Below are 15,418 nucleotides of genomic sequence, written 5' to 3'. Positions count from 1 at the left end.
AGAAGGGTTTCAGGAAACGAGCTTAGTGCGCGGCGCGTCCGCGCTGCGTCACCTTGGTGCCAGCGACAGGCTGCGGAGGCTCGTGAAACTGCGCAGGTCGCCGGTGATCGGGTCGAGAAAGGCCACTGACTTGGCCAGCAACTGCAGGGGCTTGTCGAAGTCGTCGGTGTTCTCGGGCAGCAGCGTGGGGTAGATCGGGTCGTTCACGATCGGCATGCCCAGTGCCATGCAGTGCACGCGCAACTGGTGCTTGCGGCCGGTGACCGGCGAGAGCTTCAGCAGCGCCTGGCCGTCGCGCGCCTCTTGCAGCACGATGCGGGTTTCGGAGTTGGGCTCGCCCGCTTCTTCCTTCACACGCATGAAATGCTCGTCGTCGACCAGCCGGCTGCGATAGACCTCGGGCACCGACGACACGCCGTCGTGCCACGGCACCACCGCCTCGTAGTGCTTGGCGATGCGGCGCTCGGGAAACATCGCCTGGTAGGCGCCGCGCGTTTCGGGGCGCACCGAGAACAGCACCAGCCCCGAGGTGCTGCGGTCGATGCGGTGCAGCGGCACGAGGTCGTCGATCTTCAGCTTGCGCTTCAGCCGCACCAGCAGGCTTTGCTGCAGGTACTTGCCGGTGGGCGTGACGGGCAGGAAAGGGGGCTTGTCCACGACCACGAGCTGGTCGTCCTGGAACAGCACCTGCTCCTCGAACGGAATGGGCACCTCGGCATCGAGCGTGCGGTAGTAGTAGACGCGCAGCGGCGATTGATAGCGGCGGTCGGTGGTCACCGGCACATGGTGTTCGTCGATCACGTCGCCGGCCGCGATGCGTTCGAGCCAGGCCTCGCGCGTGATGGCGGGAAAGCGCTCGATCAGGAATTCGGCGATGGTGGGCCAGGGGCCTTGCGACAGACCTACGCAGCTCGGGCCGACGCCGTCGCGCGTGGGCAGCGGCAGCCGGGGGCTTGTCATTGCGCGAGTTCTCGCTGCAGCAACGGCAGGGCTTCGGCGAACGAGGGGCGCGTTGCCACGTCGGGGTGCATGCAGCGGTCTTTCAGTACCACCACGGCTTGCGGCGGTGCATCGCTGCAGCGTTCGAGCAGTTCTTCCAGCAGGCAGCCGAAGGCGCGCATCTCCAGGCGTTGCAATGCCAGAGCCTGTTCGGCATGGAGCGAGCGAGTCATCCAGCCCGCGCCGAAGTCGCCGAGCCGTCCGCCGCCTTGTGCGTTCCACAGGATGTTGTGCGCGTACAGATCGCCGTGCAGGATGCCTTGCGCGTGCAGGTGCTGCATGGCCGAGGCGATGTCGTGTGCGATGCGCAGGGCCACGTTCGAAGACCAGCGCGCGTCGCCTGCATAGACATCGCGCGTGCACGACGCCAGGCTCGGCGGCCCTGCGAGCGTGATGAACGATGGATCGACCAGCGCCATCACCAGCCCTTCCGTGCCATCGGGATGCCCGTCGATGCGGCTCTGCGCGGCGATCAGCGTGGGGTGCTCGCCAGCCGCGATGCAGGCGGCCATTTCGCTGTGTGGCCATCCGTCGCTGGTGACCGCACCCTTGAACAGCTTGACTGCCACCTGCTGCTGCGCCGCGCCCAGCGTCGCCTGGTGGATCACGCCCGAGGCGCCTTCGCCCAGCTTCCTGCCGAGCGTCAGCTCGCGCCAGTCGACATGCGGCACCGATTGCGCGGTGATCGCTGCATCTTCCGTCTGCGTGTCGAAGGGATTGCCCGCGGCAGCGAGCCACGACAGGCGCGGCAACGAGAGCAGCCATTCGGGCAGCGCCTCGAAGCGGTTGGCGGAAATGCGCAGCAGTTCGAGCTGCCGGCAGGCTGCCACCGATTCCGGCAGCGCGCGCAGGCGATTGCCCGCCAGCATCAGCTTCTGCATCCGCGTGCACTGGCCGAGCGTGTCGGGCAGTTCCTCGATCTGGTTGTCGGTGAGGATCAGCCAGCGCAGAGAAGCCGGTAGCGCTGCCGCCGGCACGCTGCGGATGCGGTTGGCCTTGAAGCCGACGATGTCGAGTTCGCGGCACTGGCCGATGGATGCGGGCAGCTCCGTGAAGCGGTTGTCCGAGCAGAACAGCACGCGCAGCCGGTGCAGCCGGCCCAGGTCGCCGGGCAGCGCGCTCAGCGCATTGCCCGAGAGGTTCAGTGTTTCGAGTGAATCGGAAAGGTCGAAAAGCTCGCGCGGAAACTCGGTGAGTCCGCACGAGAGATCGATTCGTTTTGCGCCTGCCAGCCGGCCTGCGCGCAGCTGAGCCAGCGTGTCGTCCATCCGGCGAGTCTAAATCGCCAGGCGGTGGTGCTTCAGGCGCCGAAGCGGTAGATGCCGTCTTTCCCCAGCTCGCGCTTGACCTGGCCCGAGAACCACAGCAGGTGCAGGTGGGCCACCGTCTCGCCCATCGCGAAGGTCATCTGGTGCAGGTCGAGTTCGCGCTTGAACAGGATCGGCAGGCCTTCGGCGGCGGTCAGCGGGCGCACGGTGCAGGCTTCGAGCAGTTCGGCCAACCGGTCGCGGTGGTGCTCCTGGAGCTGGTCGACGCGGCGGTGGATGCCGGTGAACGGCTTGCCGTGCGAGGGCAGGCCCAGCGTGTCGGCCGGCAGCGCCTTGAACTTGTCGATGCTGTCGAGAAAGAGCCGCAGCGAGTTGGCCTCGGGCTCGCCCGCGTGCACGCTCACGTTGGTGGAAATGCGCGGCAGCATCATGTCGCCGCCCAGCAGCAGCTTCAGTTCGTCGCAGTACAGCGCGATGTGTTCCGGCGCATGGCCGTAGCCGCTGATGCAGCGCCAGGCGTGGCCGCCGATCATGACGGTGTCGCCATCGAGCATGCGCGTGAAGTTGTCAGGCACCGAAGGCACCATGCCCGCGTAGTAGTTGGTGCGCGCGCGGATCTTGGCGACGGCTTCGGGGTCGGTCAGGCCGTGGGAGGCGAAGAACTTGGCCGCCAGTTCACCGCCCGCCGCGCTGTCGCCGGCGGTGGTCAGCACGCGCGCCACGTGGTAGTCGGTCGAGCTGATCCACAGCGGCGCATTCCAGCGCGTGCAGAGCCAGTCGGCCAGGCCGATGTGGTCGGGGTGCATGTGGGTGACGATCACGCGCAGGATCGGCATGCCCTGCAGCTGCGTCTTGAACACCTGCTCCCACTGCGCGCGCGCTTCGTCGCGCGCGATGCAGCAGTCGACCACCGTCCAGCCCTCGACGCCATCGATGGTGTCGCGCAGCAGCCAGAGGTTGATGTGGTCCAGCGCAAAGGGCAGCCGCATGCGGATCCAGCGCACGCCGGGTGCCACTTCCAGTGCGGTGCCGGGCTCGGGCAGGGTGTCGCCCATCGGGTAGTGGAGTTCGCGTTCGAGGAGGTTCATGTAAGATTGACGTTTACGTAAACGTCATGTGTGGATGGCATCATTGTAGGGAGCGCGGCAAGAAGCTGCTGTCGCCCCCGTAACGCCCCTCCCGACGTTCCCGAGCCGTCCTGCCACCGATGCCCACGCAAACCTTCACCATCAGCGAGCTCGCGAAGGAGTTCGACCTCACGACGCGGGCCATCCGCTTCTATGAGGACATGGGCCTGCTCACGCCCGAGCGCGCCGGCCTGCAGCGCGTGTACAGCGCGCGCGACCGGGCGCGGCTCACGCTCACGCTGCGCGCCAAGCGCCTCGGCCTGAGCCTGACGGAGGCCAAGGACATCCTCGACATGTACGACAGCCCGCAAGACACGGTGCCGCAACTGCAGCGGTTCCTGGGGGTGCTGGGCGCGCACCGGGCGCAGCTCGAAGCGCAATTGGCCGAGCTGCAGGCCAATATCGCGGAAGTGCGCGCTCACGAAAAAAAGGGCCGGGCCACGCTGGCACGTGCCCAGAAGGCGGCCAAGGCGGCCTGAAAGCCGGGCCAGAAACACGACTCACCGACAATAGGTTCCTATGTCCGACAACCTCGACGACCTCTTTGCCCACAACCGTGCCTGGTCAGCACAGATGGAACGCGACAGGCCCGGCTTCTTCACCGGCCTGGTGAAGCAGCAGACGCCACGCTACATGTGGATCGGCTGTTCCGACAGCCGCGTGCCTGCCAACCAGATCACCGGCCTGGAGCCTGGCGAGGTGTTCGTTCACCGCAACGTCGCCAACATCGTGGTCCATTCGGACCTGAATGCGCTGTCGGCGATCCAGTTCGCGGTCGAACACCTGAAGGTCGAGCACATCATGGTGGTCGGCCACTATGGCTGTGCCGGCGTCAAGGCAGCCCTCAGCGGCAAGCGCATCGGCCTGGCCGACAACTGGATCCGCCACATCCAGGACGTGCGCGACCGCCACAGCGTGATGCTCGAAACCCTGCCTGAAGACGTGCGCGCCGATGCCCTGTGCGAGCTCAACGTGGCCGAGCAGGTGGTCAACGTAGCGGTCAGCACCGTCATGGTCGATGGCTGGGCGCGCGGCCAGAAGGTCCGCATCCATGGCTGGACCTTCGGCGTGCACGACGGCCTGTTGCAAGACCTGGGCTTGAGCGTCGACGGCGACAAGCCGCTCGACGCCATCTACAAGGCCGCGGTGCAGCGCATCCGCTACAAATGGAGCAAGCCGCAGGGCCTGTCGCCCAGCGCGCTGGCCGGGGCCGACGGAACCGAAGGCAGCGAAGAAAAAACCGGCTGAGTCCATGTTCCCGCAGCGCCTCGATTCGCCGCTGGCCTACGACATCGCCAAGGCGATGATCGACGGATTCAACCGGCACTACCGGTTGTTTCGCGCCGAATCGGCGCGTGCCAAGCACCGTTTCGAGACCGCTGACTGGCATGGCCAGCAGCGCGCGCAGCGCGAGCGCATCGAGTTCTACGACCTGCGCGTGAACGAGGCCGTGGCCCGGCTCGAAAAAGAGTTCAAGGCCGGCGACCAGCCGATGGACGTGTGGCACCAGGTCAAGCTGCACTTCATCGGCTTGCTGGTGGACCACCACCAGCCCGAGCTGGCCGAGAGTTTTTTCAACTCGGTCACCACCAAGATCCTGCATCGCGCGTACTTCCAGAACGACTTCATCTTCGTTCGCCCCGCGATCAGCACCGAGTACATCGAGCCGCGCGGCGCGCCCACCTACCGCCCGTACTACCCCGCGCACGACACGCTGGCCGACACCATCGAGCAGATGCTCGATGACTTCGCGCTGCAGGGCAGCTATGCCAACAAGCGGCGCGATGCCGAGCGCGTGGCGCACGTCATCCTGAACCGCTTTCACCAGGTCAAGCTGCGCGCCAACTTCCAGTTGCAGGTGCTGTCGGGCCTGTTCTTTCGCAACAAGGGCGCCTATGTGGTCGGCCGCATCCTGAACGGCTTTACCGAGATTCCGTTCTCGCTGCCGATCCTGCACGACAGCCACGGCAGGTTTTATATCGACGCCGCGCTGTTCGGCGAAGACGACCTGCAGATGCTGTTCAGCTTTGCGCGCGCCTACTTCATGGTCGATATGGAAGTGCCCTCGGCCTGCGTGCAGTTTCTGCGTTCGCTCATGCCGCGCAAGCCGCGCGCCGAGATCTACAACGCGCTCGGCCTGGCCAAGCAGGGCAAGACGCTGTTCTACCGCGACTTTTTGTCGCACCTGAACTACTCGAGCGACCGCTTTCGCATCGCGCCCGGCATCAAGGGCATGGTCATGCTGGTGTTCGACCTGCCGTCGTTCCCGTTCGTGTTCAAGGTCATCAAGGACTTCTATCCACCGCAGAAGGACACCACGCGCGAGCAGATCAAGGGCAAGTACATGCTCGTGAAGCAGCACGACCGCGTGGGCCGCATGGCCGACACGCTGGAGTACAGCGACGTGGGTTTTCCGCTCGACCGCTTCGAGCCCGAGCTGATCGAGGAGATCCGCAAGTTCGCGCCCAGCCAGCTGGAGATTGGCGACCGCGACGGCAACGGGGAGATGGAGCTGGTGGTCAAGCACGTCTACATCGAGCGCCGCATGATCCCGCTCAACATCTACCTGCAGGAAGCCTTCGACACGCTGGCGCACCCCGAGAGCCCGGCGCACGCCCGGCGCGCGAAAGACCAGCTCGAACACGCGGTGGTCGAGTACGGCAACGCCATCAAGGACATGGTGGCCGCCAACATCTTTCCGGGCGACATGCTGTGGAAGAACTTCGGCGTCACGCGCGGCGGCAAGGTCGTGTTCTATGACTACGACGAGATCGAATACGTCACCGACTGCAAGTTCCGCAAGGTGCCCACGCCGCGCAACGAAGAGGACGAGATGAGCGGCGAGGTCTGGTATTCGGTCGGCCCGAAGGACGTGTTTCCCGAGACCTTCGAGCCCTTTCTGCTTGGCAACAGCGACGTGCGCGCGGCCTTCATGGCGCACCACGCCGACCTGCTCGACGCTGCCTTCTGGCAGCACCACAAGGAACGCATTCAGGCCGGCCAGATGCTCGATGTGTTCCCGTACGAAGAATCGCAGCGCTTCCAGCACGAGGGGCACGCGACGCATTTCTGACACTGGCCGCGGCACGCGCCGCGGCCGACTGCTTCAACGTCAACGCTTTTTGCTTTCACATTCCAGAAGGAGACCTCCCATGTCCGAATCCATCGTCATCGTCGGCGCCGCCCGCACCCCCATGGGTGGCTTTCAAGGCGACTTTTCTTCCCTCTCCGCGCATGACCTGGGCGGTGCCGCCATCAAGGCCGCCGTCGAGCGCGCGGGCATTGCACCCGAGAGCGTGGGTGAAGTGCTGTTCGGCAACTGCCTGATGGCCGGCCAGGGCCAGGCGCCGGCGCGCCAGGCGGCCTACAAGGGCGGCCTGCCCGACAGCGCGGGCGCCGTCACGCTCAGCAAGATGTGCGGCTCGGCCATGAAGGCCGCGATGCTCGCGCACGACCTGCTGCTGGCCGGCACGCACGACGTGATCGTGGCGGGCGGCATGGAAAGCATGACCAACGCGCCCTACCTCATGCTCAAGGGCCGTGGCGGCTACCGCATGGGCCACGACAAGATCTATGACCACATGATGCTCGACGGCCTCGAAGACGCCTACCAGCCGGGCCGCTCGATGGGCACCTTCGGCGAGGACTGCGCGGCCAAGTACAAGTTCACCCGCGAGCAGCAAGACGCCTTTGCCATCGCCAGCGTGCAGCGCGCCAAGGCCGCGACCGAATCCGGTGCGTTCAAGGAAGAGATCGTGCCCGTCACGGTGAAGGGCCGCAGCGGCGACACCGTGATCTCCATCGACGAAGGCCCGGGCAAGGTCAAGCTCGACAAGATCCCCACGCTCAAGCCCGCGTTCAAGAAAGAGAACGGCACCATCACCGCCGCATCGAGCTCGTCGATCAACGACGGCGCCGCCGCGCTGGTGATGATGACCGAGTCGCACGCCAAGAAGATCGGCGCCAAGCCCATCGCCCGCATCGTCGGCCATGCCACGCACGCGCAGCAGCCCGAGTGGTTCTCCACCGCGCCCGTCGGCGCCGTCGCCAAGCTGTTCAAGAAGACCGGCTGGACCGTGAAGGACGTCGACCTCTGGGAAGTGAACGAAGCCTTCGCCGTGGTGCCGATGGCGCTGATGCATGAACTCGACGTGTCGCACGACATCGTCAACGTGAACGGCGGCGCCTGCGCGCTGGGCCATCCGATCGGCGCGAGCGGCGCGCGCATCATGGTCACGCTCATTCATGCGCTGAAGGCGCGCGGCAAGAAGCGCGGCGTGGCCACGCTGTGCATCGGTGGCGGCGAAGGCACTGCCGTGGCACTCGAATTGCTATAAAGGCAATGGCTGGGAGCGTCCGAGCATGGGCGCTCGCCAGCTTTTTTCGTTCAGACACTCAATTCCAATAAATGCGTAGAGCAGGAGATTTCATGCGCCCATCCATCCACCGTACCGCCCTTGCCGCCTTGCTGGCCACCGCCTTCCTGGCGCCTGCCGCCAGCTGGGCCCAAAAGCGCGACAACGTGCTGTTCCAGGCTGCCACCGACGAGCAGCCCGCGGTGATCAAGACGCTCGAAAAGCTCGTCAACATCGAAACCGGCACCGGTGACGCCGAAGGCATTGCCGCCGCCGGCACGTACCTCGAAGGCGAGCTCAAGAACCTGGGCTTCACCGTCACGCGCAGCAAGTCGGCCGGCATCGTGGTGGGCGACAACATCGTGGGCAAGATCAAGGGCCGTGGCGGCAAGAACCTGCTGCTGCTCTCGCACATGGACACCGTGTACCTGAAGGGCATCCTGGCCAAGGCGCCGTTCCGCGTCGAGGGCGACAAGGCCTACGGCCCCGGCATCGCCGACGACAAGGGCGGCAACGCCGTCATCCTGCACACGCTCAAGCTGCTCAAGGACTACGGCGTGCGCGACTACGGCACCATCACCGTGCTGTTCAACACCGACGAAGAAAAAGGCTCCTTCGGCTCGCGCGACCTGATCCAGGAAGAAGCCAAGCTGGCCGACTACGTGCTCTCGTTCGAGCCCACCAGCGCCGGCGACGAAAAGCTCTCGCTCGGCACCTCGGGCATTGCCTACGTGCAGGTCAACATCACCGGCAAGGCCTCGCATGCGGGCGCCGCGCCCGAGTTGGGCGTGAACGCGCTGGTCGAGGCCTCCGACCTCGTGCTGCGCACCATGAACATCGACGACAAGTCGAAGAACCTGCGCTTCAACTGGACCATCGCCAAGGCCGGCAATGTGTCGAACATCATCCCCGCCAGCGCCACGCTGAATGCCGACGTGCGCTATGCGCGCAACGAAGACTTCGACGCCGCCATGAAGACGCTGGAAGAACGCGCGCAGCAAAAGAAGCTGCCCGAGGCCGACGTCAAGGTGCTCATCACGCGCGGTCGCCCGGCCTTCAATGCCGGCGAAGGCGGCAAGAAGCTGGTCGACAAGGCCGTGGGCTACTACAAGGAAGCGGGCGGCACGCTGGGCGTGGAAGAACGCACCGGTGGTGGCACCGACGCAGCCTATGCGGCGCTGTCGGGCAAGCCCGTGATCGAAAGCCTGGGCCTGCCGGGCTTCGGCTACCACAGCGACAAGGCCGAGTACGTGGACATCAGCGCGATTCCGCGCCGCCTGTACATGGCCGCGCGCCTGATCATGGACCTGGGCTCGGGCAAGTAAGCACGCCCACCGCAAGAAGAAAAGACAGGAGACACGCCATGCTGCTCAGTGCCGACCAGGAAGCCATCCGCGACGCGGTGCGCGATTTCTCGCAAGCCGAACTGTGGCCCAACGCCCCGAAGTGGGACCGCGAGCACAGCTTTCCGAAAGAGGCCCACCAGGGCCTCGCGGCGCTGGGTGCCTACGGTATCTGCGTGCCCGAAGAGCATGGCGGCGCGGGCCTGGACTACCTCACGCTCGCGCTGGTGCTCGAAGAAATCGCGGCCGGCGACGGCGGCACCAGCACAGCGATCAGCGTGACCAACTGCCCGGTCAACGCCATCCTCATGCGCTACGGCAACGCGCAGCAGAAGAAGAAATGGCTCGAGCCGCTGGCGCAGGGCCACATGCTCGGCGCCTTCTGCCTCACCGAGCCGCAGGCCGGCAGCGATGCGTCGAGCCTGCGCACCACGGCGCGCAAGGAAGGCGATGCCTATGTGATCGACGGCGTGAAGCAGTTCATCACCAGCGGCAAGAACGGGCAGGTGGCCATCGTCATCGCCGTCACCGACAAGGGCGCGGGCAAGCGCGGCATGAGCGCGTTCATCGTGCCGACCGACGCGCCCGGCTACGCCGCGACGCGCCTCGAAGACAAGCTCGGCCAGCACAGCAGCGACACCGCGCAGATCAACTTCGACAACTGCCGCATCCCGGTGGAGAACCTCATCGGCGCCGAAGGCGAGGGCTACAAGATCGCGCTCGGCGCGCTCGAAGGCGGACGCATCGGCATCGCCGCGCAGAGCGTCGGCATGGCGCGCAGCGCCTTCGACGTGGCGCTGGCCTACGCCAAGGAGCGCCAGGCTTTCGGCGGCGCGATCTTCGACCAGCAGGCCGTCGGCTTTCGCCTTGCCGAATGCGCCACGCAGCTCGAAGCCGCACGCCAGTTGATCTGGCACGCAGCAAGCCTGCGCGATGCCGGCTTGCCCTGCCTGAAGGAAGCGGCCATGGCCAAGCTCTTCGCGAGCGAGATGGCCGAGCGCGTGTGCAGCGCCGCGATCCAGACGCTGGGCGGCTACGGCTATGTGAACGACTTTCCGCTGGAGCGCATCTACCGCGACGTGCGCGTGTGCCAGATTTATGAAGGCACGTCGGACATCCAGAAGCTGTTGATTCAACGCGCGCTGGCGTGAGCGGGCGCGGCGGACGTCCCTGGGCTCGGATCGGCGCGGCACTTGTGCTGGCGGCGCTGGCCGTCTGGGGCTTCGTCATCGAGCCGCGCTGGGTCGCGGCGCGCGTCGAGCCGTTGAGTTCGGCCGCGTGGACCGCGCCTGCGGGCCTGAAGGTCGCGGTCGCGGGTGACTGGCATCTCAGCACGCGGTCGGCGTGGCGCATCACCAGCGTCGAGCGGGCCGTGCAGATCGTCGAGAAGATCAATGCCGTGCAGCCCGATGTGATTCTTCTGCCCGGAGACTTCCTCGCGGGGTCGGGCGACGACGAGGCGCTGTCCATCGAAGAGATGGCCGCCGTGCTCGGCCGCCTCCAGGCACCGCAAGGCGTGTACGCCGTGCTGGGCAATCACGACTGGTGGCACGACGGCAAGCGCACGGCCGAGGCCTTGTCTGCGCAGGGCATCCACGTGCTGGAGAACGCCTCGGTGCGGCTGCCCGGTCATGAGATCTGGGTGGTCGGCATCGGAGACCACTCGACCGGCCATTCGCAACCGGACAGGGCTCTGGCAGGCGTGCCGGCCGGCGCTGCGACGCTGGTCATGATGCACGACCCCTTCAGCTTCGCGACCATGCCGCGCACGCAGGGGCTGGTGGTGGCCGCGCACACGCACGGCGGGCAGATCAACGTGCCCGGTCATGGCGCGCTGGTGATGCCCGGTGCCGCGCCGCGCGAATGGGCTTATGGGTGGATCGCGCACAAGAACAGGCGCATGTACGTCACCAGTGGGCTCGGCGTGAGCATCCTCCCGGTGCGCTTCAACATGCGGCCAGAGTGGGTGATGTTCCAGTAGCCGATGCGCCTTCCTGTCATCGGTTTCGATGACAGACAACCCGGGTGCGCGGGCGCACCATGGCCGCCTCATTCATCGAGGCCATCGCCATGACCGTTTCCAGATTCATCTCTCGCGCCGCACGGCTGGCGGCACTGCCGTTCGTCGCGGTGCTCGGCGCGTCCGCGCAAGCGCAACCCGCCGCACCCGACATCGCCACGCTGACCGCGAGCCAGGCCGTGCAACAGCTCTGCGCCGGCACGGTGACCAGCGAGCAACTGGTCACGGCCTACATCGCGCAGGCCAAAGCCAAGGCGAACCTCAACGCGATCATCACGCTCGACGAAGCGGGTGCGCTGAAGGCGGCGCGTGCGGCCGATGCGCAGCGCAAGCGCGGAGGCGCATGCAAGCCGCTCGCGGGGCTGCCGGTGCTCATCAAGGACAACATCCAGGTCAAGGGCCTGCCCGCAACGGCCGGCACGCCCGCGCTCAAGGGTTTCGTGCCGGACACCGACGCGCCGGTGGTCGCCAAGCTGCGCGCGGCCGGCGCCGTCATCCTTGGAAAGTCGAACATGCACGAGCTGGCCTTCGGCGTGACCGGCTACAACCCGGCGTTCCAGACCGGGCCTGAAGTGGGTGTGCGCGACGCCTACGACGCGAGCCGTATCGCAGGCGGATCGTCGTCGGGCAACGGTGCCGCGCTCGGCGCGCGCATGGCGCCAGCCGCACTGGGCACCGACACCGGCGGCTCGGTGCGCATTCCCTGTGCCTTCAACGGCTGCGCGTCGCTGCGGCCCACCATGGGGCGCTATTCGCAGCAAGGCATCGCACCGATCTCGCACACGCGCGACACGGCAGGGCCGATGGCGCAGTCGATGGCCGACGTGGCGCTGCTCGACCGCGCGATCGCCGGCGGCACGCCGCTCAAGCCCGCCGACCTGAAGCGCGTGCGTCTCGGCGTGGTGCAGGCCTTCTACGCCAACCTCGACGCGGACACGCGCGTCGCCACCGATGCCGCTCTCGCCAAGCTGCGTGCAGCCGGCGTCACGCTGGTGGATGTGGAAATGCCGAAGCTGATGGAGCTGAACGGTGCCATCGGCTTCCCGCTCGCGCTCTACGAAGCGCACGACGACATGGCGGCGTACCTTGCGAAGTACCGCACCGGCATCGACATCGCTCAGCTCGCGGCAGGCATCGCCAGCCCCGACGTCAAGGGCACCTTCGATGCCTTCGTGATCCCCCGCAAGCTGCCGGCACCTAACGGCGTGGTCGATGCAAAGCCGGTCTATGACAACGCCATGCGCGTCGCCCGGCCGGCCTTGCAGAAGCTCTACCGCGACACCTTCGCGAAGAACAAACTCGACGCGCTGGTGTTCCCCACGGTGCCGCGCGTGGCGCTGGCAGCCGCGCCCGAAGCCAGCAGCCCCGAGAACTTCGGCGCGCTGATCCAGAACACCGACCCCGGTAGCAACGCCGGCATTCCCGGCGTGCAGTTGCCTTCGGGCCTGGGCGCGACCAGCGGCTTGCCGGTGGGGCTGGAGCTGGACGGCCCCGCAGGCAGCGACCGTCAACTGCTGGCCGTGGGCCTGGCGATCGAAGGCGTGCTCGGCCGCCTGCCTGCACCGAAGTGATGCCCGATCAGCGCGCCGGCGTGCCCCAGCCCGCCAGCGCCGAACGGCGCTCGATGCCCAGCTTGTCGAAGATGCGCCGCAGGTAGGTGCGCACGGTGGGCACGCCCACCGCCATGCGCCGCGCGATCTCCTTGTCGGTCAGCCCTTCGCGCACGCAACAGGCGACCTCTTGTTCGCGCGTGCTCAGCAAGGCCCAGGCGGCTTCGCGGTCGCCACCGCGAAGGGCGGGCAGTGCCAGCGACGCCGCGCGCTGCGCACGTTGCAGCGCGCCCGCGAAGGCCGGCTCGATCAGGTCGAGCAGCGCCTTCTCGTGATCGCCGAAATCGCCGCGTCCCTTGCGGCGCCAGATGCGCAGGTCGCCCAGTGCGCGCTCGCCCTCGAAGGCATGCAGGTTCATGCCCCAGTGCAGTCCGTCGCGCGAGAGAAAGTCGGTGAAGAACGCGGTGCGCATCAGCGCGCGCTGCGGCATCACGTCGGTCACGCGCGTGGCGCGGCGGTGCGACTGCAGCACGAAGGTGATCGGGTCGTGGTGCTGGTGCCACTGTGCATAGCGGTCGAGGTTGGTGGGGTCCATGTTGAGCGCCACCCGCGCGCCGAAGCTGCCGCTGTCCGCGTCCCACACGAAGGAGGCGAACTGGTCCGCATGCAGCAGGTCGAGCAGCGCCCAGCCCAGTTGCTCGCGAATCTCGCGCTCGTTGCGGTCTTGCGCCAGCAGCGTGAAAACGCCGCGCAGCGCGTGCTGTTCAGAGCCTGTCAGGTACATCGCCGCCTCGCTCTTTCATGTGCCGGAGTAAGGCTAACGTTTAGCAAGCGCCGCGCCAATGGTGGATGTCCGCAGGGGTGGCCCGGCGTCATGCAATACGCGCAAAATCATGGGTCGGCTTCTGCTCATGCGTTCATCCACTTCCAGCCCCGTCCGCAAGCCCTCCATGGGGCTGTTCCTGCGGCGCATACGCGACTACTGGGTCGAGTCGCCCAATGCCAATCCGCTGGTCGACCAGAGCCTGGCGCGGGCTTTCGTGATCGACACCTTCGACACGCCGCTGATGGCCGCCACCGTCGCCGCGATCTTCTGGATTACTTTTCTCGTACTCACCGGCGACCCGGGCACGCTGGTCTGGGGCGTGCTGGTGCACACCTCGCAGTGGCAGCGGCACCGCCATCTGCGCCGCTTCGATGCGGCCAGCATCGACGTCGCCACGGCCGTGCAGACGCGCCGGCGGCTGGAGCTGCGCATGCTGGTGCCGGGGCTGATCTGGGCGCTGGCGCCGTGGCTGTTCTTTCCGCACGACAACCTCGCGCTGATCCTGCTGATGTACTTTTTCATCAGCGGTGTTTCGGGCGTCGTCATCGCGGCGCTGGCGCAGTGGTGGCTGGCGGCCGTGTGCTTCAGCGTGCCGATGTTCATGGGCATGGCGCTGCGGCTGGTGGTCGAGCCGGGCAGCGTGCAGCTCATCATGGGCTGCCTGGTGGTCTCGCAGATGTTCGCGGCGCTCTACTACGCGCGCAAGCAGAACCGGCTGATCGTGGGCGCCATCGAGGCCGGCTTCGAGAAAGCGCGGCTGGCCGATGCGCTGGCACGCCAGCTCGACCATGTCGCGCACCTGGCGGCGCAGCGCGCGCGCATCTTCGCGGCCGCCAACCACGACCTGCGCCAGCCCATGCATGCGCTGGCGATCTTTGTCGACGCACTCAACACCCGCACCGCGCCCAGCGCCGACAACCTGCGCTTCATGCGCGACAGCGTCGATGCGCTGCGCGGTTCCATCGACGCGCTGCTCGACATCGCGCAGCTCGACGGCGGCGTTGCGCCGGTGCGGCTGGAGCCCCTGTACCTGGACACGGTCTTCGAGTCGCTGCACGGGCGTTTCGGGGCTCTGGCAGACGCCAAGGGGCTGGCACTGCGCGTGCGCCCCACCGAGGCCGTGGTGCGGGCCGACGCGCGCATGCTTGCGCGGGTGCTGGGCAACCTGATCGACAACGCCATCAAGTACACGCCCAGCGGCACGGTCTTCGTGTTCGCGCGGCGGCTGCAGCGTCCGCGCAATGGCGTGCCGGCCTGGCGCATCGAGGTGCGCGACTCGGGCGTGGGCATCGAGGCGCAGCACCAGGATCAGGTGTTCGAAGAGTTCTTCCAGGTCGACAACCCGGGGCGCGACCGCAGCCGGGGCCTCGGGCTGGGCCTGTCGCTGGTGGCGAGCATGGCGCAGGTCATGGGCTCGCGCATCAAGGTGCGCACCGCGCCGGGCCGTGGCAGCACCTTTTCGCTGGAGCTTGAGGAAGCGCCCGCACCGACCGTGGATCCGGATGCAGCCGCGGGCAGCGCGCAGGCCGGACCCGCTGAACCCGGCGTGCCGCTGCCGCCCGTTCGCATCCTCGTGCTCGACGACGAGCAGCCCGTGCGCGAGGCGATGCGCTCGCTGCTGTGCGGCTGGGGCCACGAAGTGGCGCTGGCCGCCAACCCGCGCGAAGCCCTGCAGCACGGCGGCGTGTTCGACCTGATGCTGAGCGACCTGCGGCTGGGCAGCGGCCTCTCGGGGCTGGCCGCCGCGCAGGCGCTGCAGGCGGTCGGCAAGGTGCGCAACGTGGTCATCCTCACGGGTGAAACCGCCCATTCAACGAGGACCGAAGTCGAGCGCGCGGGCTATGCGCTGATCTACAAGCCGGCGCAGGCACAGGCCTTGCAGGAAGCCATCGCCGGCAGCCGCCGGACATAGCTTCGGGCTTGCCCCATC

At 67.1% G+C, this 15,418-nt stretch carries 13 protein-coding genes; 9 read left to right on the top strand and 4 right to left on the bottom strand.

Features of this window, described 5'->3' with window-relative positions:
• Positions 1-48: 48 nt before the first annotated feature.
• The 3 genes from ACSFB7_RS22350 to ACSFB7_RS22340 are packed head-to-tail and all read right to left on the bottom strand — an operon-like array spanning position 49 to position 3,355.
• A complete protein-coding gene (locus ACSFB7_RS22350) occupies positions 49-960 on the bottom strand; it encodes a pseudouridine synthase (protein ID WP_435474037.1) in 912 nt (303 codons plus the stop codon).
• Entirely contained in the window at positions 957-2,267 is a 1,311-nt protein-coding gene (locus tag ACSFB7_RS22345) for a leucine-rich repeat-containing protein kinase family protein (protein WP_435474035.1), read from the bottom strand. Before ACSFB7_RS22345 ends, ACSFB7_RS22350 begins: the two co-directional genes overlap by 4 nt.
• A 32-nt stretch (positions 2,268-2,299) precedes the next feature.
• A complete protein-coding gene (locus ACSFB7_RS22340) occupies positions 2,300-3,355 on the bottom strand; it encodes an MBL fold metallo-hydrolase (RefSeq protein ID WP_435474033.1) in 1,056 nt (351 codons plus the stop codon).
• A 119-nt stretch (positions 3,356-3,474) separates the two neighbouring features.
• On the opposite strand from ACSFB7_RS22340, the gene ACSFB7_RS22335 reads away from it, so the two are divergent.
• The 8 genes from ACSFB7_RS22335 (at position 3,475) to iaaH (ending at position 12,683) form a co-directional block, all read left to right on the top strand.
• A complete protein-coding gene (locus ACSFB7_RS22335; RefSeq protein WP_435474031.1) occupies positions 3,475-3,873 on the top strand; it encodes a MerR family transcriptional regulator in 399 nt (132 codons plus the stop codon).
• 40 nt (positions 3,874-3,913) lie between these two features.
• A complete protein-coding gene (gene can, locus ACSFB7_RS22330; RefSeq protein WP_435474029.1) occupies positions 3,914-4,642 on the top strand; it encodes a carbonate dehydratase in 729 nt (242 codons plus the stop codon).
• 4 nt (positions 4,643-4,646) lie between these two features.
• Entirely contained in the window at positions 4,647-6,467 is a 1,821-nt protein-coding gene (gene aceK, locus ACSFB7_RS22325; protein ID WP_435474027.1) for a bifunctional isocitrate dehydrogenase kinase/phosphatase, read from the top strand.
• Between the two features lie 79 nt (positions 6,468-6,546).
• The gene (locus ACSFB7_RS22320) at positions 6,547-7,731 is read left to right on the top strand and encodes an acetyl-CoA C-acyltransferase (protein ID WP_435474025.1); all 1,185 of its coding nucleotides are present in this window, start codon (positions 6,547-6,549) and stop codon (positions 7,729-7,731) included.
• Positions 7,732-7,823: 92 nt separating this feature from the next.
• Positions 7,824-9,074, top strand: a complete 1,251-nt coding sequence (locus ACSFB7_RS22315; RefSeq protein ID WP_435474023.1) for a glutamate carboxypeptidase — start codon at positions 7,824-7,826, stop codon at positions 9,072-9,074.
• Positions 9,075-9,112: 38 nt separating this feature from the next.
• On the top strand, positions 9,113-10,243 hold the full coding sequence (locus ACSFB7_RS22310) for an acyl-CoA dehydrogenase family protein (RefSeq protein WP_435474021.1): 1,131 nt from the start codon (positions 9,113-9,115) through the stop codon (positions 10,241-10,243).
• On the top strand, positions 10,240-11,073 hold the full coding sequence (locus ACSFB7_RS22305; RefSeq protein WP_435474020.1) for a metallophosphoesterase: 834 nt from the start codon (positions 10,240-10,242) through the stop codon (positions 11,071-11,073). Before ACSFB7_RS22310 ends, ACSFB7_RS22305 begins: the two co-directional genes overlap by 4 nt.
• An 89-nt stretch (positions 11,074-11,162) precedes the next feature.
• The gene (iaaH, locus tag ACSFB7_RS22300; RefSeq protein WP_435474018.1) at positions 11,163-12,683 is read left to right on the top strand and encodes an indoleacetamide hydrolase; all 1,521 of its coding nucleotides are present in this window, start codon (positions 11,163-11,165) and stop codon (positions 12,681-12,683) included.
• A gap of 7 nt (positions 12,684-12,690) precedes the next feature.
• On the opposite strand, the gene ACSFB7_RS22295 is transcribed toward iaaH, so the two are convergent.
• Positions 12,691-13,446 (bottom strand): helix-turn-helix transcriptional regulator, encoded by a 756-nt coding sequence (locus ACSFB7_RS22295; protein WP_435474016.1) that lies wholly within the window; start codon positions 13,444-13,446, stop codon positions 12,691-12,693.
• Between the two features lie 127 nt (positions 13,447-13,573).
• On the opposite strand from ACSFB7_RS22295, the gene ACSFB7_RS22290 reads away from it, so the two are divergent.
• The gene (locus tag ACSFB7_RS22290; protein ID WP_435474014.1) at positions 13,574-15,400 is read left to right on the top strand and encodes a hybrid sensor histidine kinase/response regulator; all 1,827 of its coding nucleotides are present in this window, start codon (positions 13,574-13,576) and stop codon (positions 15,398-15,400) included.
• Positions 15,401-15,418: the final 18 nt, after the last annotated feature.

Source organism: Variovorax raffinosi (genome assembly GCF_051216615.1).
Lineage (GTDB): Bacteria > Pseudomonadota > Gammaproteobacteria > Burkholderiales > Burkholderiaceae_C > Variovorax.
Note: the sequence above shows the minus strand (reverse complement) of the source record. Positions and strands in the feature narration are given on the sequence as shown.

Coding starts and splice junctions, on each gene's coding strand:
- ACSFB7_RS22350 (WP_435474037.1), bottom strand. CDS start 960: ATGACAAGCCCCCGGCTGCCGCTGCCCACGCGCGACGGCGTCGGCCCG.
- ACSFB7_RS22345 (WP_435474035.1), bottom strand. CDS start 2,267: ATGGACGACACGCTGGCTCAGCTGCGCGCAGGCCGGCTGGCAGGCGCA.
- ACSFB7_RS22340 (WP_435474033.1), bottom strand. CDS start 3,355: ATGAACCTCCTCGAACGCGAACTCCACTACCCGATGGGCGACACCCTG.
- ACSFB7_RS22335 (WP_435474031.1), top strand. CDS start 3,475: ATGCCCACGCAAACCTTCACCATCAGCGAGCTCGCGAAGGAGTTCGAC.
- can (WP_435474029.1), top strand. CDS start 3,914: ATGTCCGACAACCTCGACGACCTCTTTGCCCACAACCGTGCCTGGTCA.
- aceK (WP_435474027.1), top strand. CDS start 4,647: ATGTTCCCGCAGCGCCTCGATTCGCCGCTGGCCTACGACATCGCCAAG.
- ACSFB7_RS22320 (WP_435474025.1), top strand. CDS start 6,547: ATGTCCGAATCCATCGTCATCGTCGGCGCCGCCCGCACCCCCATGGGT.
- ACSFB7_RS22315 (WP_435474023.1), top strand. CDS start 7,824: ATGCGCCCATCCATCCACCGTACCGCCCTTGCCGCCTTGCTGGCCACC.
- ACSFB7_RS22310 (WP_435474021.1), top strand. CDS start 9,113: ATGCTGCTCAGTGCCGACCAGGAAGCCATCCGCGACGCGGTGCGCGAT.
- iaaH (WP_435474018.1), top strand. CDS start 11,163: ATGACCGTTTCCAGATTCATCTCTCGCGCCGCACGGCTGGCGGCACTG.
- ACSFB7_RS22295 (WP_435474016.1), bottom strand. CDS start 13,446: ATGTACCTGACAGGCTCTGAACAGCACGCGCTGCGCGGCGTTTTCACG.
- ACSFB7_RS22290 (WP_435474014.1), top strand. CDS start 13,574: ATGCGTTCATCCACTTCCAGCCCCGTCCGCAAGCCCTCCATGGGGCTG.